This window comes from Pseudomonas sp. P5_B3 (assembly GCF_056400405.1).
The window spans coordinates 1-25200 of the sequence record NZ_JBFULI010000043.1; the positions used below are offsets into that span (position 1 = coordinate 1).

Below are 25200 nucleotides of genomic sequence, written 5' to 3' on the forward strand. Positions count from 1 at the left end.
ACGGGCGTTGTGCGGCAACACGGCCGCCAAACAGCTGCCTATGAAAGGCAGAAGCAGTAGAACTATCAGGGACAGTAGAACTATCAGGGACATAGGCTTCTAATCTGCGGAAGTTTGTGAAGCATCATACGTGCCAGCTCCCGGATCACCAAACGCCAAGCTGTCGCAGAATCCTACACGGTAGACGGAAAAGCCCTGATTCAGATTGTTTCTGGTAGAGGGTTTTCGCCTGTGCTGACGCCATCGCGAGCAAGCTCGCTCCCACAGGTTTTGAGGTGTACATACAGTTTTGTGCGCAATACAAAACACTGTGGGAGCGAGCTTGCTCGCGATGGCGGCCTATCAGGTAATGCAGAATCCGCGGTTTATCGCTGAGTTTCCTCTTCCAACTCTTCCTCAGCCGTCGCAGCCTTACCCTTGGTCTTCAACTCACTGACTATCACCGCCGCCACAATCAACCCGGCCCCGAGCAGGGCAATCGCCGGCAGGCGTTCCCCGGCGATGCGCCCGACAATCCCGGCCCATACCGGCTCACCGGCATAGATCAGCGTGGCGCGGGTCGGTGACACGCTTTTCTGTGCCCAGTTCATCGCCACCTGAATCGCCGCACTCGCCGCCCCAAGGCCCAGCGCGCTACACAGCAGCAACCACGAGAAATCCGGTATCGCCTCGCTGGTCGGCACCACCATCAGGAACGACAGCACCGAAGTCACCGCCAGCTGCACCGCCGTCACCCGGCGTACATCGACCTGGCCGGCATAGGTGCTGATCAGGATGATCTCGGCCGCAATGGCCACGGCGCTGATCAAGGTAGCGATTTCACCGGGGCTGAAGTTGAACGACGCACCGGACGGCCCGGACAACAGCATCAACCCGGTAAAGGCCAGCATGATGCCGATGCTGGGCATCAATCCCGGTCGCCGCCCCAGCACCAGCCATTGCAGCAACGGCACGAAAGGGACATACAGCGCGGTAATGAATGCCGACTGGCTGCTGGGAATGCTTTGCAGCCCGACCGTCTGCAAGCCGTAGCCGAGCATGATCGCCACGCCGATAAATGCCCCGGCCTTGAGTTCGAACAAGGTCAGGTCGCGCAGTTGACGCCAGGAAAACAGGGCGACGATGCCAGCGGCGGCGGCAAAGCGCAGGCCGACGAAAAACATCGGGCCGCTGACGGTCATCGCATGCTGTACCAACAGGAAGGTACCGCCCCAGACCATCGTGATCAGCACCAGCACGCATTCGGCCTTGCTGAACCTTGTGAAACGGGAGGCAGCCTTTGGGGAGTTCACCGACGTCATGACCTTGCACGCTACTTGAGGGGGACGCACAATGCGCCGAATGTTGCGCAGTATACTGCCCAACCCCACCCAGTGAGCAATATAGTGCACAAAGATTCTACCCAACGGGCTTCGGTCCTCCAGCACGTCAGCCAAAACGTCCGTCGTTTGCGGCATGCCGCCGACCTGAGCCAGAGCGCGCTGGCGGAAAAGTCCGGTGTCAGCCGTCGAATGCTGGTGGCGATCGAGGCGGGGGAAAAGAACGTCAGCCTGACCACCCTCGACCGGGTGGCCGAAGCCCTCGGCGTTGCCTTCAGTGATTTGATCCAGGCCCCCGACGCCCGAGATCCCGGCCGTATCAATGAACTGGCCTGGACCGGCACGATCCCCGGCAGCAAAGCGGTGTTGCTCTCCAAGGCCCAGGCCAGCCGCGAAGTCGAGCAGTGGGAGTGGTGCCTGCAACCGGGCGAGGTGTATCCGTCGGAGCCGGACGCCGATGGCTGGAGCGAGCAGATTTATGTCTTCGAAGGTTGCCTGACCGTTATGCTCGGCGACCAGCCACAGCATATCGCCGCGGGTGAATTCTTCATGTTCGCCAGCAACCAGCCGCACTGTTATCGCAATGACGGGGCGGTGGCGGCGCGGTTTGTGCGTAATGTGGTGATCTGAACAGGGAGAGCACGATGGACCAGACCTTGACCAATGACGCTGACATCCTGATTGTCGGCGGTGGCCTCAGTGGCGCGATGCTGGCGGCGCAGTTGATGCGTTTGCCGGGCCGGCGCCGGGTGCTGGTGATCGAGCCCCGGACCGAGTTGGGGCGGGGCGAAGCCTACAGCGCGGTGGAACTGGGCCATACGCTCAACGGCAACGCGGCGCGGGTGAGTCTCGACCCGGACAACGCCGACGATTTTACCCAATGGCTGACCGAGTACATCGAGGCGGGCGGCTGGCCGGAATCGGATCAGCAGCACGTGCCGGTCAGCGAGCTGTTTGCGCCACGGGGAATTTTTGGCCTGTACGCCCGGCAGCGCCTGGCAGACGCGCAGGCACTGGGCGCATTGAACGGTTCGACGGTCGAGCATGTGCAGGCCGAAGTGGTCGATTTGCAAGCCGATGCAGACGTAGTGCGGTTGACCTTGAGTGATGGCCGAAGCTTGCAGGGCGCTTTTGCGGTCTTGGCCACGGGGGTGTTTCCCGCTGCGCGCACGCCACAAACCCGATCTTGTGGTTTGAACGCTGCAGCCCTTGATCCATGGGACGTGGGGGCTATGCAGCGACTCGACCCGCAATCGACGGTCATGATCATCGGCTCTGGCCTGACCATGGTCGACGCCGTGGTGTCCCTGGATCAGGCCGGGCATCGTGGGCCCATCGAAGTGTTTTCCCGCCATGGCCTGCGCCCCCATGTACGTCGCCAGCCACCGGCCTGGGTGGATTTTCTCGCGCAGGATCAGCACATCCGTACACCTCGCCAGTTGATGCGTGAACTGCGTCGGCACTGTCGGGACGCCATCGCCCAGGGTGTCGACTGGCAGGGGCCACTGAACACGGTGCGGGCACACATCAGCCGCTTGTGGCACCAGGCGACGGACGTGCAGCGTCGGCAGTTCGTGCGGCATGTGCGGCCGTGGTGGGAAAGCCATCACCACCGCTCGCCGCCCTTGAGCGCCGAACTGGTGGAGCGCTTATATAAAGAAGGGCGGTTACGTATTCACGCGGCCTCGTTCAAGGGGCTTGAGCCTTCGTTGAATGGCGAGGTGAGTATCTGCCTTCGACGGCGCGGCGAGGCGCAGACCAGTGTGGTCAGCGGTGCCGCCCTGATCAACTCCAGCGGTATCGAATACGATTGGCGCCGGGTCGCGCGACCACTACCCCGGCAATTGCTCGCCCGCGGCCTGGTGCGGCCGGGGCCTTTGGCCTTGGGCATCGCGGCAGAGGTCGATGGCGCGGTACTGAACGCCGAGGGTCAGCCCGCCCGCCGCCTGTTTGCCATGGGCCCGCCATTGCGCGGCATGTGGTGGGAAAGTACCGCCGTCACCGATGTGGCGAGCCAGGCCAAGGCGTTGGCCGAGCGGCTGGTGCGCTAGCTGCCCCGACGCCGTAGGGGTGGGTGATAACATAGGTGCCGGCAGTGGGCACGTCGATGCGAATACGGATACGGGCGAAGCTGATCTGGTCGCCCTCCAGCGGATCATCGCCACTGAAGGCGGCTTCAAGCGCCGAGACATAGGTCAGGTCAATGCCTCGGGCGGCATCGACGATGGTGGTTTCGCCGGTGGCCCAGAACGCTTCGTCGGGGAAATTGGTCGGGAAGACCAACGGTTGGGTGTCGTCGAAAATGCCGGGATCAGGGATCAACGAACACATGTAAGTCGGGGCGCCTGGCGCGCTGGTAACCCTTGAACTGACAGCTTTTGACAAACACAGGTCAAGGGTTCGGCCGTGGGTGTCCTGATACCAGGCGGAGAAATTGCCATTGGCTGGCAGGTAGGGGCCGGGGTCTACGGCAAACAGCGCTGCCTGGGCAATACCTTGGGCTAGAGCGGTCACGACCAGGGCGGTCGCGGTTTTGCACAGTAAAGGGTGCATGAGTATTCCCTCTATCGAAGTACCTGCCCCTTGGGGACGGGTCAGTTGGCAGGGTGTTTGGCAACTGCCATACCAATCAGCGAAAACGCCCGTGAGAAGCTCGCAGTAAAGGCATTGGCRCAGTCACGGGTGATAGACCGGGAAGTTCGGGAGCGGGCAGCTGTCCCCAACTTTGGGGGGAGATGGGACGGCGGGGCGGGGGGGTATCGCAGTCCCCAGGTTCGGGCAAACGGCCATGAGTGGGCTATAAACCTATAGGGGGTTTCCGGGAACCGTGTCCATGAACTCAATGACCAAAGTGCTTGTGACCGAAAGCGAAGCCCGTTTGAACACGCGCAAGCGGCCGTTTGATCTGCTGCGCTGGTTTTCGCTGGTCAGCATGGTGGTGATCGGCATGGTGGCGGTGGCGCTGGGGGCGGTGACCTCGCGGTTCGTGATTACCGAAAGCGTGCAGCGCGATGCGCTATTGACCTCGCAATTCATTCAGTCGATTGCCTTGACCGAGTTGCGCCATGTGTCGATTCCCAACTCCCCGAGCATGGGTGAGTTGCTCGACCCACGAAATGACAAGTACTTTCCTGACGTCGACCCGCTGTCACGTGCCGATTTCCGTGATGATTTCATCGACCATGTCGAACATTTGCCGGACGTGATCCTGGCCAGCATCTATGCCCCCGACCGCAGGGTGATCTGGTCGACCAACCCGGCCTTGACGGGCACCACGATTTATGGCGACGAAGACCTCGACCGGGCGTTCAGCTCCAGGCTTCCCGTGTCGAGCAGTTACCACGATGTGGACAAATCCCGCATGGAACAGAAGTTCCTGGAACCACCCAAATTCATCTTCATCGAAAACTACGTTCCCTTGTTCGACGCCGAGGGTCGCAACGTCACGGCGATGGTCGAGATTTACAAGGAACCGCAGGACCTGATCAACCGCATGCAGCGCGGCCTGGTGCTGATCTGGCTGGCGACCGCCCTGGGCGGCAGTCTGATTTACCTGGGCCTGTACTGGATCGTGCGGCGGGCGGCGATCCTGCTGGTGACGCAGCAGAAGCAATTGATCACCAACGAAACCTTTGTGGCGCTGGGGGAGGTGTCCTCGGCGGTCGCCCACAGCCTGCGCAATCCACTGGCGAACATTCGTTCAAGCGCCGAGCTGGCGATGGAGTTCGACAGCGGTCCGGCACACGGGAACATCAACGACATCATTGCTCAGGTCGATCGCATGTCGAAATGGGTACGGGAGTTGCTCCAGTCCCTGCGACCGCTCAACGACGAGGCTGAACCGGTGAACCTGGTGGCGGCCCTGCATGACAGCCTGATGGCTTACGAGCAGCAGATCAGCAAGGCCAGGATCAACGTGGTGTTCGAGCCGGACCAGACGCCCATGGTCCTGGGTCAGCAGGTGCAACTGACCCAGATTCTCAACAGCCTGCTGTCCAACGCGGTGGAAGCCATGGACGGCGGCGGCACCCTGACCATCCTGATCGAACCTCACGATGCCCGGCGCGTCAGCGTGAGGGTGAGCGATACCGGAAAAGGCATGAGCGAAGAGCAGCGCGCCATGGCCTTCCGGCCATTCTTTACCACCAAGCAGGGCGGGCTGGGCGTCGGGCTGGTGCTGGTCAAGCGGATCATGGAACGTTTTGGTGGTGCGGTGACCCTGCAAAGCCGTGAAGGCGAGGGCACCACTGTCCGCCTGTTGTTTAATCTGGCCCTCTGAAAATGGGGATGAACTATCCCCCGTTTGTGGGTGCAATCCCCAGCTATCTCCACAGTCATGGCACATCGATGTTGATAAACCGTTGTTTTGGCGAGTGTTAATACTTTTTTATAAAGCAGATACAAAATTGGCGAGGTCCTTGCTACAGCACCATCACCCCGTTCACGACATCGAGGCGGCTGGTGATGGAAAAAAAAGCGCAGCGCAACTTCAAACGGCCAGGACTGTTAGCGCCCCTGGGCGTCCTGCTGACGATGACACTGAGTACAGCGACACTGCGCGCCAGCCCTATCGATGACGAGCGACAGCCAGAACCTTCCGACCCTTTGGCTTATTGCGACGAACCCGCTGATGAACCGGCGGCGCTGAATGCCAATTTGAGCATGCCGGAGGCCAACCAGGATTCTTTCGATTTCGCCAAAACTGTTGATGGTGCGTTATGGGCAACCGGTGATGGCTACTGTCTGAAAGTGACCGTCAAGCAATGAACAGAGAGGGTGTCGACATGAAAATGCATACACCACGCTCACGAGCCTTGGGCATGCACCTGGTGCTGATGGTGGTGACCGGTTTGCTGGCCAGCCAGCTGCTGGTCGCCAGCCAGCCAACGTCGACGCCCACACCTGCTCCTGCATCCACTGCCGAACCCGCTGTCGTTGAAGACAACACCCCCTGGGGTGGCGACTATTTCCCCAACACCCTGCTGACCGACCAGGACGGTCAACAGCTGCGTTTTTTCGATGACATGATCAAAGGCAAGGTGGTGGTGATCAACTTCATCTTCACCTCGTGCAGCGACTCCTGCCCCCTGGAAACCGCGCGCCTGCGCCAGGTGCAGAAACTGCTGGGGGATCGGGTCGGCAAGGACATCTTCTTCTATTCCATCAGCATCGACCCCTTGAGTGATACCCCCGAGGTGCTCAAGGCCTATGCGCAGCGCTTCCAGGTCGGGCCGGGCTGGAAATTCCTCACCGGGGAATTCGCCGACGTCACCGAGTTGCGCAAGAAACTGGGGCTGTTCATCGAAGGCATCGATAACGGGCGCAACAAGGACCACAACCTGAGCCTGATCATCGGCAACCAGGCAACGGGCCGCTGGATGAAATCCTCGCCGTTCGAAAATCCGTGGATTCTGGCCGATCAACTGGCCAATACCCTGCATAACTGGAAACAGCCCAGTGTGGAAGAAAGCTACGTCAACGCACCGGAAATCCGCCCGCCGAGCAATGGCGAAGAGCTGTTCCGCACCCGCTGCGCGTCTTGCCACAGCCTCGGTCCGCTGGACGGGCAGGGCATTGGCATGCGCAGCATCGGCCCGGACCTGATCGGCGTGACCCATCAGCGCGATCCGGCCTGGCTCAGCCGCTGGATCCGCGAACCGGATCGCATGCTCGCGGAAAAGGACCCGATTGCGATGGAGCTGTTCGATCGCTACAACAAGATCCCGATGCCCAACTTGCGGCTGGATGAGCATTCCGTCCGGTCCATCATCGATTTCCTGCAAGAAGAAACTGACCGTCAGCATCCGCCAGTGGTCAGTGGTAATGAGGAGCCTGAGCATCATCATTCGGTCGCGCAACCCGACATGACCCAGGTGCCATAGCGTCGAAATAGTTACGTGGGCCAGTCAATTGCTATCAATGTTACCTACACTGACTTGATACCCGGCTGGAAAGGCTCGATTTCAAAGACTCAGGACATAGCCATGCAGATACTGGAACAACAAAAGGTAGCTGCGCCGCAGGCTCCGGCAGTACCGCGCAAGGGCTGGCGGCCGCAGTTCAATTTGCTGCGCTGGTTCTCCCTGGCAAGCTTTTTCATCATCGCCGTGGTGGCGCTGGGGCTGGGTTACATCTCCACGCGCTTTGTGGTCGATGAAAGCATCAAGCGCGATTCGATGCTGACTGCGCAGTTCATTCAAGCCATTGGCGAGGCCGAAATCCGTCATGAAAGGATTTCGCCGGACAGAACCATAGGCGAAATGCTCGACCCGCGTCTGGACCATGCCGATTCCGACATCAACCCCGAAGCCCGGGCCGACGCGCGCCTTGAGTTTCTCGACCATGTGGAGCATCTGCCGGACATCCTGCTGGCGACGGTGTACGCCCAGGACCGCACCGTGGTCTGGTCGACCAACTCCGAGTTGATTGGCATACGCATCGAAGGCGACGAGGAGCTGGATGAATCCTTCGAAATGAAATCGCCGGTGTCCACCAACTACCACGAGATCGATGAGGCGCGCCCCGAGCAGCGCCTGCTGCGCGAACCGCAATACCTGTTCGTCGAGAACTACATTCCGATGTTCAATGCCGACAGAAGCAAAGTGATTGCCATGGTGGAGATCTACAAGGAACCGGTGGACCTGGTGGAGCGCATCCAGCGTGGCTTCAAGGCGATCTGGCTGGCCACCCTGATCGGCGGGGCGGTCATTTACCTGGGGCTGTTCTGGATCGTCCGGCGTGCGGCGATACAGCTGCAGAACCAGCAGAACCAGCTGATCGCCAACGAGACCTTTGTCGCCTTGGGGGAAATGTCCTCGGCGGTCGCCCACAGCCTGCGCAATCCGCTGGCGAACATCCGTTCCAGCGCCGAACTGGCCCAGGGCATCGCCAGCCAGACCGCACAGAAAAATATTGGCGACATCATCAATCAGGTCGACCGCATGTCGCGCTGGGTCCGTGAATTGCTGGTGTCGTTGCGGCCGATGAATGACGACTGTGAAACGGTCGACCTGGTGCTGGCCCTCGATGACACCTTGAGTGCCTTCGAGTCCCTGATCAAGCGCTCGAACGTCGAAGTGCGTTTCTCTCCTGTCAGCGTGCCACAGGTCGTCAGCCAACAGGTGTTGCTCACGCAGATACTCAATAGCCTGTTTGCCAACGCACTGGAAGCCATGCCCAAGGGGGGCGTGTTGACGATCGAGATCGATTCTTCTGTGCCCGGCGACTTGAGAATGACCCTGGCCGACACGGGCAAGGGCATATCCGAACAACAGCAACAAATGGTCTTCAAGCCGTTTTTCACCACCAAGCAAGGCGGTTTGGGTGTGGGCCTGGCCCTGGTGAAGAGAATAATGGAGCGGTTTGATGGCTCGGTCGAACTGACTAGCCGGGAGCAGGAAGGAACCCGTGTTTGTCTCAATTTCAAAGTGGCAACGGGAGGAGCATATGGAGCACAGCATTCTGCTGGTCGAGGATGACGAAATTCTCGCCGAGAATATTCAGAATTACCTGGAGCGCAAGGGCTTCGAGGTGACCGTTTGCCACTCGGCCGAAGATGCACTGGAGCAATTGGGCTCCTTCGCTCCTGACGTGGTACTGACCGACAACTCGTTGCCGGGCATGAGTGGTCACGAGCTGATCCAGAGGCTGCGCGTCAGCGCGCCGGATCTGAAAGTGATCATGATGACCGGCTACGGCAACGTCGAAGACGCCGTGGTGGCGATGAAAGAGGGCGCCTTTCACTACGTCACCAAACCGGTGGCCCTGCCGGAGCTCAAGCAGCTGCTGGACAAGGCCCTGGCTACTGACCGCATGGAGCGCACACTGTCGTTTTACCAGGAGCGCGAAGCCCAGAAGTCGGGGTTGCAGGCGCTGATTGGCGAGTCGGCACCGATGGTGTATCTCAAGGGCACCATCAGCCAGTTGCTCGACGCCGAACGGCGGATGGCCAACAGTGATCTGCCACCGGTCCTGGTGGAAGGCGAGACCGGCACCGGCAAGGAACTGGTGGCCCGGGCCTTGCACTTCGACGGCTCGCGCGCCAAAGGCCCGTTCATTGAATTCAACTGCGCTTCGATCCCGTCCAATCTGGTGGAATCGGAACTGTTCGGCCACGAGAAGGGCGCCTTCACCGACGCCAAGGACCGTCGCATGGGGCTGGTGGAAGCGGCCGATGGCGGCACGCTGTTCCTCGATGAAATCGGTGAAATGGATCTGCTGTTGCAAGCCAAGCTGCTGAAACTGCTGGAAGACCGGACCATTCGCCGGGTCGGTTCGGTGAAGGAGCGCAAGGTCGATCTACGGGTGATCAGCGCCACCAACTGCAATCTCGAGCAAATGGTCCAGCAAGGCAAATTCCGCCGCGACCTGTTTTTCCGCCTGCGCATCATTTCGATCAAGGTGCCGCGCCTGTATGCCCGTGGCTCCGATATCCTGCTGCTGGCCCGGCACTTCCTGAGGCTGCATGGCAAACGCTACGGCAAGCCGAACCTGCATTTCAGCAATCAGGCCGAAGATTTACTGCTCAGCTACAGCTGGCCGGGCAACGTGCGGGAATTGCGCAACATGCTGGAACAAACCGTGTTACTGGCGCAAAGCGACACCATCGCCGCCCATCAGTTGAACGTCTGCCTGAGCCTGGTGGATGATCCACCGATGTTTCATCCCGAGCCGCAACATTTCAGCGAGCCACGTCCGACCAACGGTAACGGTAACGGTAGCGAATCCACGAATCTGCCGGAAGTGGAGCGTGACATGGTGCGCAAGATGCTCGACAAGACCGACTGGAATGTCACCAAATCGGCACGCCTGCTGGGACTCAGCCGCGACATGTTGCGCTACCGGATCGAAAAACTCGGCCTCTGCCGCCCGGACAAACGGCAGTGGTAGGGAAACTGATTGAGAACGCCCCCTGGTGCTCACTGCAACATCGGGCCTTGCCTCAGGCAGGACAGCACGCAACCGGAGTCCTGGACTTCCTGGTTCACGTAGACGCCATGTTCCGGATCGTAGGTGCGGACAAACACGCGAACCGTGGCGTCGGCCACGGTCGGCAGGCGTGAGTCGTAAAACACGTGCTCGCTTGAAATCGGAATGAACTCCCCGGGCGCGGTCGGGATGTACGAACCCGGCGGCACGGTGCTCATGGACGGTGGTACGGGGTGGGCGAAGGGTTGGTCGGCGCCGTAATAGTTGAATTCACTGCTGTAGTTGGTGGTGGGCATGTCGTCGGCGTGGGCGACAGCGGTGGCGCTCAGGCAAACGGCGAGCAACAGCGTCAGATTGGTTTTGTTCATGGCAACACCTGCGAAATCGGTTTAATCACATGTCCCCAAGGTCATTAACTATAGCTGCCGCCGTGGGCAGCCGTCGGTGCTGTGCGGATTACATGTTCGCAACACCTGCCAGGATGAGGTTGAACTAGACTCCGGCCGGTCAAATCGACGACCCGAACCCTGGAGCGTGCAATGGAACTGCCGACAAAAGAACAAGCCATCGCCAGCAACCGCGAGGCCTGGAATGACTCCGCCCGTCACCACAAAGACTCAAGCGAATGGCAAGCCTTGTTGAAGGACGTGACCCACGCGGATTTCTCCTGCCTGGATGACACCTTGACCGCCTTGCTGACCCAGACAGGTGTCGACGGCAAGGAGGTGGTGCAACTGGGCTGCAACAACGGCCGCGAAAGTCTGTCGCTGTTTGCCCTGGGCGCGCGCAGCGTGGTGGGTGTCGACCAGTCTGAAGCATTTCTCGAACAGGCACGGGAACTGGCGTCCCGCTCGCCCCATGCGCCGCAATTCATCGAAGCGGACATTCACCACTTGCCTGCGCAACTGCAGGAGCGCTTTGACCTCGCGCTGATCACCATCGGCGTCCTGAACTGGATGCCGGATATCAGCGAATTCTTCCGCCATGCGGCGCGCACGCTGAAGCCGGGTGGCGCACTGGTGGTGTACGAAACCCACCCGTTCCTGGAAATGTTCGACCCCGAGACAACCGATCCTTTTCGCCTGGCCAGCTCATACTTCCGTCGCGAACCGTTCGTGCAGCACGAACCGATCGTCTACGAAGGCAAGGTCGAACAGCCGTCGGCGGCGTCCTACTGGTTCGTCCACACCCTGGGCGACCTCTTCAGCGCCGCCATTGCGGCAGGGCTGCAGATCCGTCACTTCAAGGAATACCGGCACTCCAATCGCGAAGAATGCTATGACCGCTATCAGCAGCAGGTGGCGCAGTTGCCGTTGTGTTTTACGTGGGTGGTGGTGAAGAACTGAGTGATGTGTAGCTCGGACTGACGCCTTCGCAAGCAGGCTCGCTCTCACACTGAATCTTTGTCGTACACAGGATTTGTGTATGACATCGGTCAAAATGTGGGAGCGAGCCTGCTCGCGATGGCGGCGACGCGGTTTCAGGTGGACCCGGTTAGAACTGAATAGGCCTCGGTTATGTAGTCGATAGCTCGAGAAAACTCTTCGACATCTCCGTATTTCATTACCTGAAAAAAGTACTCGTTGATGGCCTCGTTGCTATCGAGTATTGCTGCCATGTCGAAGTCTTTTAATTTCTCTTTCATTGGCTCTGACTCCCGAATCCAATTCGAAAGTACTCGCAGATGGTGGTCCAAGGCGAGTCAGGCTGCTCCTTACTGATGTACGCTTTTTCCTAGAAGTATGTGAGACGTTTAACTTCATCGCGAGCAGGCTCGCTCCCACAAGCACGAGGCGAGCTATTCCAGAACGGCCTATGCGCGCTGCAGTACGGTATCACCCGCAGCGGTATAGGCCACCCTTGGCACTCCCGGCAAGCGCTGTTCCAGCAGTGCACTCAAGGACTCTCCCGGTTCCAGGTAGGCATCGCCGAAGTCGGCGCCGAGCTGGTTCGGGTGGGCGACGATTTCCAGCAGCCCGTCGGCTGGCGGCTCCGCGTTGCGCAGATCCACCGGGGTGCACACGTAGTCGGCGGTAGCGCCGGCCAGGTTGCTCAGGCGGCGATTGAGCAGGTCCTTGAACACGCGCTTGGGAAGGCTGAGGTTTTGCCCCAGGTTGCGCGCCAGACGCACCGGCACCCCCTGGCGGGCGGCGAAGCGTGCGACGATCTCGCCGATCGGCCAGATGTTGTGCACGTGCTGATGGGAGTCCAGGTGGCTGGGGCGCAGGCCGTTGTCCAGGCAGCGCTGCCACTGGGCTTCGAGTTCTTCCAGTACGGCGTGGCGATCCCGGCGCCCGAGCCAGAGGCGGGTGCGGGGCAGGTTGAGATCGAACACACCGGCACCGTCGCAAAACGTCGGGCGTTGCACAATGCTCTGGCTCAATGGACGGCCGTAGGTCAGGTTGAAGTGCAGGCCGATGCGGCCTTCGAGCAATGGATGCCGGGCCATGGCACAGGCCGCTTCGAATGCCGGCATGTTGGCCATGGCGGTGGCGGAGCTGATGAGCCCGGCCTGGAACGCGCCCAGGATCACCGCGTTTTCGCAGGCACTGAGGCCGAAATCGTCAGCGTTGACTATCACTTGGCGAGGCATGTTTACCCTCCTTGAGGTTTTCCGTAGGCGCAGGCGTTTTGACGACAGGTGTCGCGCCGGGTGTAGGGGTGGCGACTGCGGCCGCCGCGCGCCGGGCGCGCCATTGCTGCAATCGGGGTTTGAAGCGTTGCCAGACCCGCAAGGCCAGCCCCAGCACCAGGCCGCCTGGACGCCAGGAGTAAAAACTCCAGCGCCAGTGTTCCAGTTGCCCGGTCATGCGTTCGTGCAGTTGATGGCTGGAGTTTTCCAGGCTGACCCGTGACGCATCGATCCACTGCCAGTTGTCTTCCAGGCCCCAGCGAATCCACTCTTCGAGCAACACCCGGCCGCTGCCCAGGTCGGCATATTGCGGCAGGAACGCCAGGTTGTAGTCGTACAGTCGGCCCTGTTCCAGCAAGCCGAGGCGATAGCTGATGCAGCGCCCCTCCAGCTCCAGCACCACCACGCGCACCAGGCCCCGGGCCGCGAGGGCGGTGAAGGCGCGGTCCATCCACTGGCGATGCCGCGCATCGGCAAAGATCCCGACCCCTTCATCGCCTTTCCAGCTCACTGCTTCGACTTCACTGATGTCCTGCAACAGCGGCCCCATGGTCAGGGCGTCAGGAGTAATCCGCCGCACCCGGGCGCCACACGCGGCGATGCGTTTGCGCGCGCGGCGCAGCTTGTAGCGCGGGTCGCCGGAGACTTCCTGATGGTCGGCCTCGCTGATCAGGTGCACCGGCACCCGACAGCTGAGGCGTTGTTCGGCGGTCGAACTCAGTGCCTGCCACGGTGCCAGGGCCTGCGTCGTGGGACCGGCCAGTTCGTTGAGTTGCAGCACGGCATGGGGCAGGTGTTGACGGATCTGCGCCAGCGCGTTGCGCATAGCGTCGCCGTCCAGCCTCGTCAGCAGCGCGAGGCGGTCGGCTAGGGGATAGCCCAAATGATGCAGGACCCGAAACGGCAAACACGCAAAGCGCTCCACGGATGCCACCAGCGGCAGGCACAGCGCCAGTTCGTCACCCTGCCAGCCGAGAAGCACGTGCAACTGCTCGACGGGCTTGAGTGCCAGTTCCGACGCGTATAGCCAGGCCAGGGTGTTGAACGGCGTGTGGTCTGTTACGCGCTGGCGCAACGCTTCGTAAGCCGCTATCGGAAAGTCGTCGGTGCACAGCGAAGTGCGCCATTCGAATCGTGCAGACATAAGATCAACTCGCCTCGGCTGGAACAGGAGAGGGTGCCGGTTTGCGCAAGGCATCCAGGCGTGAACCTCTGTAACGGGTTTCGCGGAAGAAGCGCCAGCCGAACAGGTGGTAGATGTTCATGATCCGCCCCTGCTCGCGATACCCCATGCGGATGTGCAGCTTGAGCGCGGGAATGTTGTGGGACTCGCAGATGTCCACCACTTTGTTGCAGCCCTGATCAGCCATGGCTTTCCACAGGTTCAGCTGGAAATCGACCGACAGCGTGGTGCCCCGGTAGGCAGGAATCTGCTCGAGAGCGAACTCGAAGAACTCACCTGGCTGCACCGGGAACATGCAGCCGTAGTAATGACGGTCGAGATAATCGCGTGTGCTGCCCCAGATAAAGGCCACGGTATCGCCGTTTTCATCCAGGTACATGTGCCCGGTGTACCCTTCGCACGCCAACTCGGCCATGGTGCCCACGCGATCGCCGAAGTGTTTGGCGAACGCCACGGCGTTTTGAGGGGTGATGGTTTCCAGTCGCAGCGGTGTATAGGGCCGAAGGTTGTGTGGCGGTACCGGGCTCACCAGATCGCGCTCCATCCACAACAGTTCTTCGTGGAAAAATACGTAGTGTTTCCACAACTTGCCGACGGTGGCGCGCAGGCCTTTTTGCTTGATGTGATCGCTGAGTTTTTTCAGAACATTCATGTTTTTGATTCCTGACGGTGTTGGCCGTGAGTGGAATGACTCAATGCGCGGCGAATCGTCCACGGGCAAAAATAAATGACGTTCATGAGGCGCTCCAGCTGAGGGCAAACAGGGTTTCTCCCGGCAAATCGAAGCTGATGCGACCTTCCAGGCACTTGAAAGATGCGTCGCGACTGCGGTTGTCGTCGCCGAAATAGCGCAATGATCCCAGGGGCAATGGACATTGCGCGCCGGCCAGGCTCACACGCTGCAAGCGCGAGCCTTTGTTGACGCCCAGCAGGCTGCGTTGGTGCCCGGCAGACATGGCCAGCACGTCAACCTCGAAGGCGTCGTTCTCCAGGCGCATGACATCGCTTAGCCAATGCTGGCGGATGAATTGCTGCGCCAGACCTACGGGCTTGAGCTCGAATTCATCCTTGCCGAGCACGCGGAACATGCCCTTGGGATACTCAGGTTCGTCGTCGGCCTGGAACCAGCCGAGCATGTCGAGCAAGCCGTCCTGGGAAGCATTGATGATGACCGAGGCCCACCATAACGAGGCGTAATGGGTGTCCTGATCGTAAGGGCTGAGGCTGGCCCCGCTGGACATGTTGGTCTGGTCCAGCAACAAGGCTTTGCGCGGTCGTCCCTGGGCGTCGAGCCCCACCAGCTCTGCCGCTTTGCGTACGCTATCGCGGTAGACACGGGTCGCCAGCAGGTCGCGGACCATCCATTCGTGCCACGCCAGCGCATCGATCTTGTCGCCGGACTCGGCCAGCAAGCGTCGGGCCCAGTCGATGCCGCGCTTGTCGGCGGCATTGTCGACGAGCGGGCCATTGACGAACCGGGAGCTGGCCGGCATGGCAATGCGGACGCCGGCTTTGGTGTTGTCCGGGTTGCTGCGCACTTGCCAGGCCATGCTCTTGAAGATGCGCTGGTAGGTGGCGTAGTCCGGGTAGTTGAGGTTCGGTTCGTCGGCAAAGCCGATGTAGTGCGTGCCCTTGCCGCCAAGTGCGCGTGTGGCGGCGAGCCAGGCGTCGAGGCCGGCGTTGCTGGTGGTGTCGGCGCGCAGGTTGGCCTGGCGCTGACGGCCGGCCAGCAGGGTGATGTCCTGAGTGATGCCGAAGCGATCCTGATACAGCCGACGGAACACGTCTTCGTAATGTGGTCGCGTCGCCATGATGTCGACCAGGCTGTAATAGGTTCCGGCCTGTGGTTGCAGGGCATCGAGCACGGCGAAACTGGAGTCCGGCAGTCGCGCATAGGGCAGGGCGATACCCAGGTTCGGGGTCTTGCCGAGCACGTCTTTGTACAGCGTCAGCCCGGTCTGGCCTTCGTCTTCGCGCAAGGGTTTGAGCTGTTGCGGGTTCTGGGCGAACAGGTTGGCCGTGCCGTCGAGCCAGAATGCGACCTTGCCGCTGCCGCGCAGGTGCAGGCGCCAGACTTGATCGGTGGTTGCAACGGGCAACTCGACTTTGTCGAACTGCCAATAGGCGGGGTAAGACTCGAGAGACAGTGAAAGCTGTTGGCCGTCGCTCACGCGCTGCGCTTGTAATGCGTCGACGCCGCCGTGGAATTTACCGGCCAGCACCGCGTGCTCACCGGCCGCGACCTTGAAATACAACTCGTCACCGTCCCGGGACTCGGCGCTGAAATGCACCTTGGCCGGGGCGAACAGTGCGACGGTGTGGTCGTCGTGCTCAACCGTATAACGGCGGAAGCTGTAGCCGGGAATTTCCAGTCGATAACTGGCGGCGCCCGGCGCCAGGTCCCAGCGTTGGCTACCGTGGGGCTCATTGGCGGCAATCAGTCGTTCGCTCTGGAGTTTACCCTGGCCGTCGAGCAAGTAGAGGTGTTCTTCGTTGGCTTCAGTCTGCCACACCGGGGCCCAGAGCACGGTCAGGGTGTCGGGGCGGTCCGTTTGCAGGTACAGGCTGCCGTCGCGGATATCGGCCCAACGCATGGGCGCCGCTTCGGCGCTCAGCCCGAGGCCAAGACTCACCAGCAATAACAGGTGTTTCATGCCGACTTCCGTTGCAGCATCAGCAGCATCGGCGCGATGTCGCCGGGCAGGACGATGAGCGTTTGCCAGGCCGGCACGTGGCTCAACCGGCAATACACCACCAACAGCGCCACGGTCACGGCCAGGTACGCGATAGAGGACGCCGCTGCTGCGCCGACGATGCCGTAGGTCGGGATCAGCAGCACATTGAGCGTCAGGTTGAGCAGGGCGCTAAGGCCCATCAACAACGAAATCGTGCCGGGCCGGTTTTTGCCCAGCAGGTCCAGGCGCAGAATGCTCATGTAGCACAGACCGAACAGGCCTGGCAGCAGCGCCAGCAACGCAGGAAACGCAGGCTGATAGGCCTCGCCAAACAGCGTCACGATCAACCATTCACCGACCACTGCCATGCTCAGGCAAGCGCCGAGCATCACCGTAGCGGTCAAGCGCAAGGCCAGCGGCGTGACTTTTTCGATGCCTTCTTCCTGTTGCAGCAGGCGCTTCATCAGCGGCGTGGTCACCGCTTCCGGAACGATCAGCAGCAACTCGGCGGCCGCGCTCGCCATGGCGTAGTGACCCAGCGCCGTGGTGCCGAGCAGAGCGCCGATGAACAGATAGTCGGAGCGCAGAATCACTTGCTGGAACAGCAGGTCCGGATGGCTGCGGGCGCTGTAGCGCAGCAGTTCGTTCTGACTGGCGCGGTCCCATTGCAGGCTCAGCGGATGCCCGCGCTTGAGCCACACCCACCCGGCCAGCACCACCAGGCTGATCCCCGCCAGCCAACTGATCAGTGCCGCTTCCAGGGCTGCGCTTTTCCACATCCAGAACAGGGCAAGGAACACCAGCAGCGGCGCCAGCGACTCGATCAGACGCAAGGCATTGAAGGCAACCACGCCGCCCGAGGCGTTGTGCAAAGTCAGCAAGCCGCTTTTGAGCACGGTCAGCGGCACCGCCAGCAGCAACAGCCAGGCGAGCAGGCCCAATTGCAGGGTGATGTCCAGTTCTGTGCCGAACTCGCGGGTCAGCGCCACCACCAGCAAGGTCAGCAACGCCGCCAGCAGACAACCGAACAGCAGCACCTGGCTGAGCAGCAAGCCCATCGGTCGTTGCTTGGCCGCCTGATAGCCCACCGCTGAATTCAAGCCGCCGCTGGTGGCAGCGCTGATCAGGTCGGGCAGGGTGTTGAGCAAGGCAAACAAGCCCCGTTCGCTGGGGCCGAGAATCCGCGCCAGCAGTATGTTACGCAGCAAGCGCAGGGCGATCATCGCCAGCTTGGTGCCCATGCTCAGGGCCAGGTGCCTGAGGTAGTTGCTGCGGCTCATGGACGTGCCCCACGGTAGATGCGCCAGGACAGCAACCCGGGATCGCGCGCGGTACGCTGGCTCACGCCGAAGCGTGGCAGGGCCAGAGGATCTTCGGTCCCCCGATAAATGCCGGTGCCGGTGCCCAGGGCAAACGGGAAGTCGTGCCTGGCCACCTGTTGGCGCACCCGCGCATCGTTGTCGCCATTGGGGTAGCAGTAAACCGGCAACGGCCGGTTGCAGCCGTTGAGCAGCGCGTCGCGACTGCGGCTCAGTTCTTCATGCAGGCGTTGATCGTCGAGGCCGGTGAGGATGGCGTGGCTGGCACCGTGGGGGCCGAAGCGCACCAGGCCGGACGCTTCCAGGTGGCGCACTTGCTGCCAGTCCAGTGCCTGGGGCAACGACTCCTGCGGGCAGGCGTCGGTCAGGCGATTGAGGTCCAGCGGTGACAGGTTTTTCAGGCTCTGCAAAAAGTTCAGCAACGCCAGGCTGCGGCGTTGCTGATCCGGGTCATCGCACAGTGTCGGCAACGGGCGCCCCAGGTGCAGCAAGCGTTCGATAAGGTGCCGGCGTGCCGGTTCGCCATGGCTGTTCCACAGGGTTTCGCCGATGCTTTCCCACCAGAACCGCTGGCGGCTGCCGATGAAATCGGTGGACAGAAAGATGCTCGCCGGCACCTGGTGTTTTTGCAGCAACGGGAAGGCATTCAGCGCGTTGTCGCGCCAGCCGTCGTCGAAGGTCAGCGCCACTTTCGGCCGCTCCGAGCGCGCAACCGGTTGCAGAATGTCCATCAGCGGCACGCAGTCGAAGTGTTTTTTCAACCACACCAGCAAATGTTCAAAGGCCTTTGGCCCGACGCACAGTTCATTGCGGTGGGGCAGTTCGGCGGCCTGGTCGCTGGCCAGCACCCGGTGCAGCATCAGGATCACCCCGGCGCCGTGCAGTTGGTTGCGTCCGACCGGGGAGTTCAGGTACAGCCAGCCACTGGTGCGTTTTAACAGTTGTTTGATCGCCACGGCACGCACCTCTCATCGATTTTGCTCAGGGTTCCATTGGGCGTAACGCTGACCGCGCAGGAACTGCCACAGGCCGATGCTCATCCCGGCAAGGGTCACCAGGAGGAACGCGGCCAGGCGAAAGGGTTTGGGCAAGCGGTGTTGCGAATCCAGCAGGCCGGCAATGGCCATCGTGTAACCGAGCAATTGTGCGATCAGGCTCAGGCGATAAAAGCCGTGGTCTTCCCACAGCCAGAAATTGCTCAGCAGCAACGGCAGCAACAGGATCGGCGCCAGCCGCCGGATCAGCTTGTGGCTGATCAAGGCAATCGCATACAGGCCGTGGGCCAGCGGATTCATCAGCTCCCGGCGCTGGGCCAGGCTTTGCAAGCCACCCACCGTGACCCGCTGACGGCGGCGAAATTGCTTGTCGGCTTCGTCCACGCCCTGGTCGATCACCCGGGCCTGGGGCACGTAGACAATCCGCTTGAACGCGACGGGTGCGCAGGTGCTGATAAAGAAGTCGTCGTTGACCTCCGCCGGCACGTTCTGGAACAACTCGCGGCGCAGGGCGAGCAATGYGCCGTCGGCGGAGACCATGCAGCCGGTGCGATTTTCCACGTAGCGCAACCAGCCTTCGTAATGCCGATACAGGCTGTCACCCACGCTCAAGCCCTTGCCGGTCACCGGGATCACCATGTGCCCGGCGCAGCCACCGACCTGCGGGTCGTTGAGCGGTGCGAGCAAATGGCCGAGGGTGTCGGTGGACCATTGGTTGTCGGCGTCGGTGAACACCAGGATCGCACCGCTGCTGATCGCGACCCCGGCATTGAGCGTCGCCGCCTTGCCCTGGCGGGGCAGATCGAGCACGGTGATGCGCGGGTCGTTGACCTTGTGTGCACAGGCCACGGTGTCGTCGGTCGAGCCGTCACTGGCCAGGATGATGTGCAGCGAGCGGGCCTGATAATCCTGGGCCAGCACGGTGCGCAGTTTTTCTTCGATATGCCGCGCTTCGTTGTGCGCGGCAATTACGATGCTCACGTCCATCGGTTGGGCCGGTCCATGGCGCGGTGCCGGGTAAAACGGTGCCAGCAAGGTCAACAACAGGGGATAACCGAGGTAGGCGTAAACCGGCAGCAACAGGCACAACCAGAAAATGAATTCAGCCACGGGCGGGCCTCCTGGCATTCCAATGACAAAGGCTGAGGATGAGCCCGGCGCCCGCCAGGTGCAGGCGCACCCAGTGCAGGCCCCAGAGTTGCAGGGTCAGGAGCGGGTCACGGTGCCTGGCACTCTGACGCAGGCTCAGTGCCAGGGCGGGCAGGATGGTCAGCAGTAGCATCAGCATCGAATGCTGGGGGAAACCGTCGAACAGGGCGGAAATGGCCATGAAATCGATGACCCAGACGGCAATCGACAGCAGCGGAAAGCGCAGCAAGCGCAGGCTCGGGCCATGGGTGCGCAGCAGTTGCAGATGACTGCCCTGGCGCCATAATTCCTTGCCCATCCATTCCCGCCAACTGCCTTCGTAACCCCAATGCAGCGCCACGCTTTGGTTGACCGAGCGCAGCTTGGCACCGGCGTCGACCAGGCGCATGGTCAGTTCCTTGTCCTCGCCGGTGCGCAGTTGTTCATTGAAACCACCGACCTTGTCGAACCAGCGACGGCGCATCAGCAGGTTGCAAGTGGGCAGCCATTGCGCGACATGCAGCGGCTGCGTAGCGGGGCGTAAGGTGCGGCGCTGCCAGGCGTCGGCGTACCACGGCGCCTCGGCCGGGGTGTGCAGGTCCAGGCCGATGACATCGCCCTGGCCGCCGGACTCGAGGTCGAACAACAGCTTGAGCCAATTCTCGGGCATCTCGACGTCGGCATCGATAAAGGCCAGCCATTCACCGCTGGCAATCGCCGCTCCGCGATTGCGCAATGCACCGATGAGCAGGCCGGGCAGGACCAGAACCTGGGCGCCGAGCTGCCGGGCAATGTCCGGGCCCTGGTCGTCGGAGCCGTTGTCGACCACGATCAACTCGCATTCGACGTTGGCCGCCTCGGCGGCATGTCGTGCCGCGAGCAGGGTCCGGGCGATGTGCTGCTCCTCGTTGTACATCGGGATGACGATGCTGATGCGGTTCATGCCTTGACCTCTTTCAGCGGGGCTTCTTCGGCTTTCGTGCGCAGCACGCCGGTCAACGCGAGCATGATCCACAGGTACTTGTGGTTCGGTGCGCTGAGGAACATCAGGAACAACGTCAACGACAGAAAGCTCATGCTCAGGTGGGTCATCAGATCGGCCTGATGCCTGTCTCCTCGCAACAGCCAGGTGCGGCGGGCGCGAATCAGGTTGTACAACCCCAGGGCCAGCATGCCGACGAACATCAGGCCGGCGGGAATCCCCAGTTCACTGAAGATCTCCAGGTAGGTGTTGTGGGCGCGACGGTACAGGTCGTCGGTCTTGCCGCTGACGGAAAAGGTCTTGGCATAACCGGTGGTGGCGTAGTGCAGCGGGAACGTGCCGGGGCCGGTGCCGAGCAAGGGGTTCTCGGCGATCATGGCGCTGCCGACCACAATGTAGGAGGCGCGACGGCCCAGGGACGCGTCCTGACTCTTGGCCCCGGAGCTGAGGATGCTCAGCGACTGGATGCGCGCCACGTAACTTGCCGGCATCGCATAGAGCCCCAGCGCAATCACAATCGCCAGGCCGAGCATGGCAAAGCCCAGGTGGCGTGGACGAATATGTGGTAATTGCGCGCGATAGTGCCACGTGCCGATCAACAGGCTGAGGAGCAACACCACCAGCCCCGAACGGGATTCAGTCTTGGTCATGCCGGCCAGCAGCACGAGGGCACAGCCCCCCCAGAACAACCGGTGCAACCGGTTCGGGCTGCGGACCACCAGCAACAGCGCCATGGGCACGGCGAAGGCGATCATCAGGGCAAATTCGTTCGGGTCATTGAGCATACCGGACGCACGGCCTTCGTCCTGGTATTTGGCTGAGAACATCGCCATGGCGCAGGTCACCGCGACACTGATGGCAACCAGTTTGGCGAACATGTCGAGGTTCAACTCACGCCCGACCAGCAGGGTGATGACAAACAGAATCAGGCCGACGCTCAATTCGCGCAGGTGGCCCAGGGACATGTCCATGTTGTCGGTGTTCAACAGGCTGAGCAGGTACAGAACCATGAACCCGATCAGCAAACGCCAGATATTGCTGCGCAGGCGCTCGGCCGACCGTTGGTGAATCGCCAGTTGCAGCATCAGGATCAGCGCCAGCGAAGCCCCGAGGAACTTGGAGCCCGACAACGCGCTGTCCTTGAACAGGCCCTCGAAAGGCAGGATGGCGACAATGCCCAGCAGGCCCCAGGTCGGCTTGCGGTACAGCACCGCGACACCCACCAGGCCCAGCACCGCTCCCGGCGCCAGGTACGGATAAGGGCTGGCCAGCAATCCGAGGCAGACCAGGCCGAGCAAGCTGACGATCGAGAGCGGAACAATCACGCGCGTGCCTCCCGTGCAGTCCGGATGTAAAGCTGCGACCAGCGTTCGGCCAGGACCTTGAGGTCGTAGCGATCCCGTTGCGTACGTTTTGCGTTATCGATCATCTCGCCGGCCAGGGCCGGATCATCCAGCAGCGCGCCGATCTGGCGGGCGAGGGCGGTGCTGTCGGTGGGCGCGGCCAGCAGGCCGTTGTGGCGGTCCTGCAAGACATCGGGAATCCCGCCGACGCCGAAGGCCACCACCGGCACCCCGGCCTGCATCGCTTCGAGCAGAATCATCGGCGTGCCTTCGGTGCGCGAGCTGATCACCAACGCATCGAGTTGCCGCCACCAGGCGCGCATGTCGGTCTGGTAGCCCGGCAGCGTGATGCGCGCCTGCAATCCGGCTTCGTCTATACGCGTCTGCAGGCTTTCCCGCTCCGGCCCGTCGCCGAGCATCACCGCGTCCAGTTGCGGGTACTGCCGACACAACGGGATCAGCGCATCGAGAAACAGGTCCGGGCCCTTTTCGCTGCTCAGGCGCCCGACGTAGCCGGCCAGCCAGCGTTGACGTGCGCCACTGCGCGGCGGCAAGTCGTTGGCCGCCGGCAGGCCGTTGGGGATCACCTGCAACTTGTCCGTGCGCACATTGGCCTGACGGTGCAGCGCCGCAATGCTTTCGGCGACACACACCACTCGGTCCACCGAGGCCGTGCGGCACAGTTGCAGGCTCAGCCAGGTGTAGAACTTCTGCTTGCGACTGCGCGGGGTGAAGCCGTGCTGGGTGATCACCAGTGGCAGGCGCAACAGCGTGGCGCCGAGCCAGCCGAACAACAGGCCCTTGAAGTTGTGCGTATTGATCAGTGGCCGCTTTTCCCGTCGCTGGCGCAAATGTCCCAGCAATGCGCCCAGGCCTGCACAGCCGAGGCAATCGACACCGGCCTGGCGAAATCGCGCGATCAGTTCTGGCGGCGCATCGAGAAACAGCACCTGGTGCTGCCCCGGCGTCGCCAGGCAATGATCCAGCAGCATCCGCTCGGCGCCATAGAAACCGCCGCTGCTGAGCAAATGAATGATCGGCAGGTCGTGGGCGGTGCCGAGCGGCGCGTTCAATTGCGCACCCAATGCACGAGGGCCGGTACGCTCCAGTTCTTGTGCGGGTTGTTCGGCTGGGTGCTGTGATCATTGATCACCAGCAGCACCGGCAAGCCCAGTTCATGGGTGATTTGCGCAGGGTGCTTGAAGCGGTGGTCGAAGAACTCACGCACATAGACCAGGGCAATCGCCAGCAGCAAACCGGTGAACAGCCCGAACGGAATGATCAGCATCGGCTTGGGGAACGCCGCTTCGGTCGGTTCGAAAGKCGGGCTGAGCACCCGTGCGTTGGACAGGTCGTTGTCCAGCGCGCGCGCCGTGCTGCTTTCAGCGAAGCGCTGGGCATAGGTGGCGAACGCCTTGTGCAACGCGTTGATCTCGGTGTCCATCTGCCGCAGTTTGCTGCGGGTTTCCTGCAACTGATGGATGCGATTCTGGAACTCGGCAATACGCGCGGTTTTCTGGTCGATGACCGAGCTGATCGTCATCAGGTCGCTGGTGCGCTCCTGAATCCGGTTGCTGACAATCTTCAGGAATTGCCCACGGGCCCGGATGATTTGCTCGCGGGCCATTTGCATCGGATCACTGCCGGGCTGCAAGACCGCCAGGTCGTCCATGTAGTGGCTGACCAGGGTCGTCAGTCGCTCACCCAGTTGCTTGATCTCGCGGTCTTCGAAAGCGACGCTGTCGACCGTGGTGGTGAAGGTGTAGGGGAAGGTGTAGTCGTTGAATCTGGCATTGTTGGCGGTCGCCAGGCTGGTTTTCAGGTAATCGAGCCAGCGCTGGCTTTGCAGCAGTCGGTCCTGATACAGGTTGAGCGCCTGCTCCTCGGTGTTGATCGCGTTGAGGCGGAACGTGATTTCTTCCTTGGGGTCGGACGAACCGATGCTTTCGAGCAAGGCCAGGCGATTGGCTTCCAGGCCATCGAGACGCACCTGGTACTGCATTTTCTTGGTCTCGTAGAAACTCTGCGGCAGGTCGATCGATTGCATTTCCTGGCGGGTAACCAGGTAGTTTTGCAGCAGGGCAGTGACGAATCGGGTGCCCTGGGCCGGGTCAGGGAAGTGGTAGACGATCGAGATCACGTTGGAGCCCGGCAAGGTTTCAACCTTGAGGGCAGCGGACGCTTGTTGCGTGAGGGCATCGAGCAGGGTGTCGCGTACCGGATCGGTCTGCAGCCCGAGCAGGCTGCGAACCGGATCGGTCTGCAGCCCGAGCAGGCTGCGAACCGGGTTGATCACGTGTTCGCGAACGGGATTGATCACAAACCGTTTGAGCGGCTGCACCAGCAGTTTGTTGAAGGCGCTCACGGGCTGCGTGTACTCACCCTTTTCGCGCAACTGGCCGATGGTCTGGCGGATCAAGGCCGGCGAACGCAGGATATTGCTCTCGGTCTCCATGTCGGCCAGCGACGGCGGAATGAAGGAAGCGTTTTCCTGAGTGAGGGTGCTGGTGGCATCCCCCTGGGAGATTTTCTTGGACTGCACGATCACCTGGGCGGTGATATCGAAACTCTGCTTGAGCAACAGCGGCAAGACCACGGCGATCACGGCAAAGACCAGGAAGACTCGCTTCACCAACTGCTTGTTGGCGAAGAAGATCCTGAAGAACTCATGCAGGTAGTTTTCCTTTGGATTCATG

Annotated in this window: 22 protein-coding genes and 1 pseudogene; 8 read left to right on the forward strand and 15 right to left on the reverse strand. The window is 61.5% G+C overall.

Annotated features, from left to right (window positions below):
- Positions 1–365: 365 nt before the first annotated feature.
- Positions 366–1391, reverse strand: coding sequence for a DMT family transporter (locus AC1DRN_RS22085; RefSeq protein ID WP_223463534.1), 1026 nt, complete (start codon positions 1389–1391; stop codon positions 366–368).
- Between AC1DRN_RS22085 and AC1DRN_RS22090 the strand changes: the two genes are divergently transcribed.
- Both AC1DRN_RS22090 and AC1DRN_RS22095 read left to right on the forward strand, forming a co-directional pair.
- Positions 1386–1949, forward strand: coding sequence for a helix-turn-helix domain-containing protein (locus AC1DRN_RS22090; RefSeq protein WP_223463535.1), 564 nt, complete (start codon positions 1386–1388; stop codon positions 1947–1949). The two genes, AC1DRN_RS22085 and AC1DRN_RS22090, sit on opposite strands and share 6 nt — an antisense overlap.
- A 14-nt stretch (positions 1950–1963) precedes the next feature.
- Entirely contained in the window at positions 1964–3370 is a 1407-nt protein-coding gene (locus AC1DRN_RS22095) for an FAD/NAD(P)-binding protein (RefSeq protein ID WP_223463536.1), read from the forward strand.
- 7 nt (positions 3371–3377) lie between these two features.
- On the opposite strand, the pseudogene AC1DRN_RS22100 reads toward AC1DRN_RS22095, so the two are convergent.
- Positions 3378–3872, reverse strand: a pseudogene (locus tag AC1DRN_RS22100) (hypothetical protein); the annotation flags it as partial.
- 280 nt (positions 3873–4152) lie between these two features.
- Here AC1DRN_RS22100 and AC1DRN_RS22105 point away from each other — a divergent pair.
- The 5 genes from AC1DRN_RS22105 to AC1DRN_RS22125 all read left to right on the forward strand — a co-directional run bounded on the left by AC1DRN_RS22105 (position 4153) and on the right by AC1DRN_RS22125 (position 10208).
- Positions 4153–5598 carry a sensor histidine kinase gene (locus AC1DRN_RS22105; protein WP_223463539.1) on the forward strand — a complete coding sequence of 482 codons (1446 nt, stop codon included), beginning with the start codon at positions 4153–4155 and terminating at the stop codon, positions 5596–5598.
- Between the two features lie 185 nt (positions 5599–5783).
- Complete coding sequence (locus tag AC1DRN_RS22110; RefSeq protein ID WP_411740722.1) at positions 5784–6086, forward strand: hypothetical protein; 303 nt, start codon at positions 5784–5786, stop codon at positions 6084–6086.
- A 17-nt stretch (positions 6087–6103) separates the two neighbouring features.
- Positions 6104–7201 carry an SCO family protein gene (locus tag AC1DRN_RS22115; RefSeq protein ID WP_223463540.1) on the forward strand — a complete coding sequence of 366 codons (1098 nt, stop codon included), beginning with the start codon at positions 6104–6106 and terminating at the stop codon, positions 7199–7201.
- 102 nt (positions 7202–7303) lie between these two features.
- A complete protein-coding gene (locus tag AC1DRN_RS22120; protein WP_223463541.1) occupies positions 7304–8797 on the forward strand; it encodes a sensor histidine kinase in 1494 nt (497 codons plus the stop codon).
- Positions 8766–10208 carry a sigma-54-dependent transcriptional regulator gene (locus AC1DRN_RS22125; protein WP_223463542.1) on the forward strand — a complete coding sequence of 481 codons (1443 nt, stop codon included), beginning with the start codon at positions 8766–8768 and terminating at the stop codon, positions 10206–10208. The genes AC1DRN_RS22120 and AC1DRN_RS22125 overlap by 32 nt, the downstream gene beginning before the upstream one ends.
- A 29-nt stretch (positions 10209–10237) precedes the next feature.
- Here the strand turns inward: AC1DRN_RS22125 and AC1DRN_RS22130 are convergent, their stop codons facing one another.
- Positions 10238–10615, reverse strand: a complete 378-nt coding sequence (locus AC1DRN_RS22130) for a hypothetical protein (protein ID WP_223463543.1) — start codon at positions 10613–10615, stop codon at positions 10238–10240.
- Positions 10616–10786: 171 nt separating this feature from the next.
- Between AC1DRN_RS22130 and AC1DRN_RS22135 the strand changes: the two genes are divergently transcribed.
- Positions 10787–11593 (forward strand): class I SAM-dependent methyltransferase, encoded by an 807-nt coding sequence (locus AC1DRN_RS22135; protein ID WP_223463544.1) that lies wholly within the window; start codon positions 10787–10789, stop codon positions 11591–11593.
- A 134-nt stretch (positions 11594–11727) separates the two neighbouring features.
- On the opposite strand, the gene AC1DRN_RS22140 is transcribed toward AC1DRN_RS22135, so the two are convergent.
- From AC1DRN_RS22140 to AC1DRN_RS22195, 12 genes are all read right to left on the reverse strand, one after another.
- A complete protein-coding gene (locus tag AC1DRN_RS22140; protein ID WP_223463545.1) occupies positions 11728–11892 on the reverse strand; it encodes a helix-turn-helix domain-containing protein in 165 nt (54 codons plus the stop codon).
- A 168-nt stretch (positions 11893–12060) separates the two neighbouring features.
- The gene (locus AC1DRN_RS22145) at positions 12061–12840 is read right to left on the reverse strand and encodes a ChbG/HpnK family deacetylase (RefSeq protein WP_223463546.1); all 780 of its coding nucleotides are present in this window, start codon (positions 12838–12840) and stop codon (positions 12061–12063) included.
- Positions 12812–14023 (reverse strand): GNAT family N-acetyltransferase, encoded by a 1212-nt coding sequence (locus AC1DRN_RS22150; protein WP_457266165.1) that lies wholly within the window; start codon positions 14021–14023, stop codon positions 12812–12814. The genes AC1DRN_RS22145 and AC1DRN_RS22150 overlap by 29 nt, the downstream gene beginning before the upstream one ends.
- Positions 14024–14027: 4 nt before the next feature.
- On the reverse strand, positions 14028–14714 hold the full coding sequence (locus AC1DRN_RS22155) for an N-acetyltransferase (protein ID WP_223463548.1): 687 nt from the start codon (positions 14712–14714) through the stop codon (positions 14028–14030).
- A gap of 82 nt (positions 14715–14796) precedes the next feature.
- Positions 14797–16716, reverse strand: a complete 1920-nt coding sequence (locus AC1DRN_RS22160) for a hypothetical protein (RefSeq protein ID WP_223463549.1) — start codon at positions 16714–16716, stop codon at positions 14797–14799.
- Entirely contained in the window at positions 16713–18017 is a 1305-nt protein-coding gene (locus tag AC1DRN_RS22165; RefSeq protein ID WP_223463550.1) for an oligosaccharide flippase family protein, read from the reverse strand. The genes AC1DRN_RS22160 and AC1DRN_RS22165 overlap by 4 nt, the downstream gene beginning before the upstream one ends.
- A complete protein-coding gene (locus tag AC1DRN_RS22170) occupies positions 18014–19012 on the reverse strand; it encodes a polysaccharide deacetylase family protein (protein ID WP_223463551.1) in 999 nt (332 codons plus the stop codon). The genes AC1DRN_RS22165 and AC1DRN_RS22170 overlap by 4 nt, the downstream gene beginning before the upstream one ends.
- 12 nt (positions 19013–19024) lie before the next feature.
- Positions 19025–20161, reverse strand: coding sequence for a glycosyltransferase (locus AC1DRN_RS22175; RefSeq protein ID WP_477786797.1), 1137 nt, complete (start codon positions 20159–20161; stop codon positions 19025–19027).
- Positions 20154–21122, reverse strand: coding sequence for a glycosyltransferase family 2 protein (locus AC1DRN_RS22180; protein WP_223463553.1), 969 nt, complete (start codon positions 21120–21122; stop codon positions 20154–20156). Before AC1DRN_RS22180 ends, AC1DRN_RS22175 begins: the two co-directional genes overlap by 8 nt.
- Positions 21119–22486 carry an O-antigen ligase family protein gene (locus tag AC1DRN_RS22185; protein WP_223463554.1) on the reverse strand — a complete coding sequence of 456 codons (1368 nt, stop codon included), beginning with the start codon at positions 22484–22486 and terminating at the stop codon, positions 21119–21121. Before AC1DRN_RS22185 ends, AC1DRN_RS22180 begins: the two co-directional genes overlap by 4 nt.
- On the reverse strand, positions 22483–23577 hold the full coding sequence (locus AC1DRN_RS22190; RefSeq protein ID WP_223463555.1) for a glycosyltransferase family 4 protein: 1095 nt from the start codon (positions 23575–23577) through the stop codon (positions 22483–22485). The genes AC1DRN_RS22185 and AC1DRN_RS22190 overlap by 4 nt, the downstream gene beginning before the upstream one ends.
- Positions 23574–25199, reverse strand: a complete 1626-nt coding sequence (locus AC1DRN_RS22195) for a GumC family protein (protein ID WP_477786798.1) — start codon at positions 25197–25199, stop codon at positions 23574–23576. The genes AC1DRN_RS22190 and AC1DRN_RS22195 overlap by 4 nt, the downstream gene beginning before the upstream one ends.
- Position 25200: the final 1 nt, after the last annotated feature.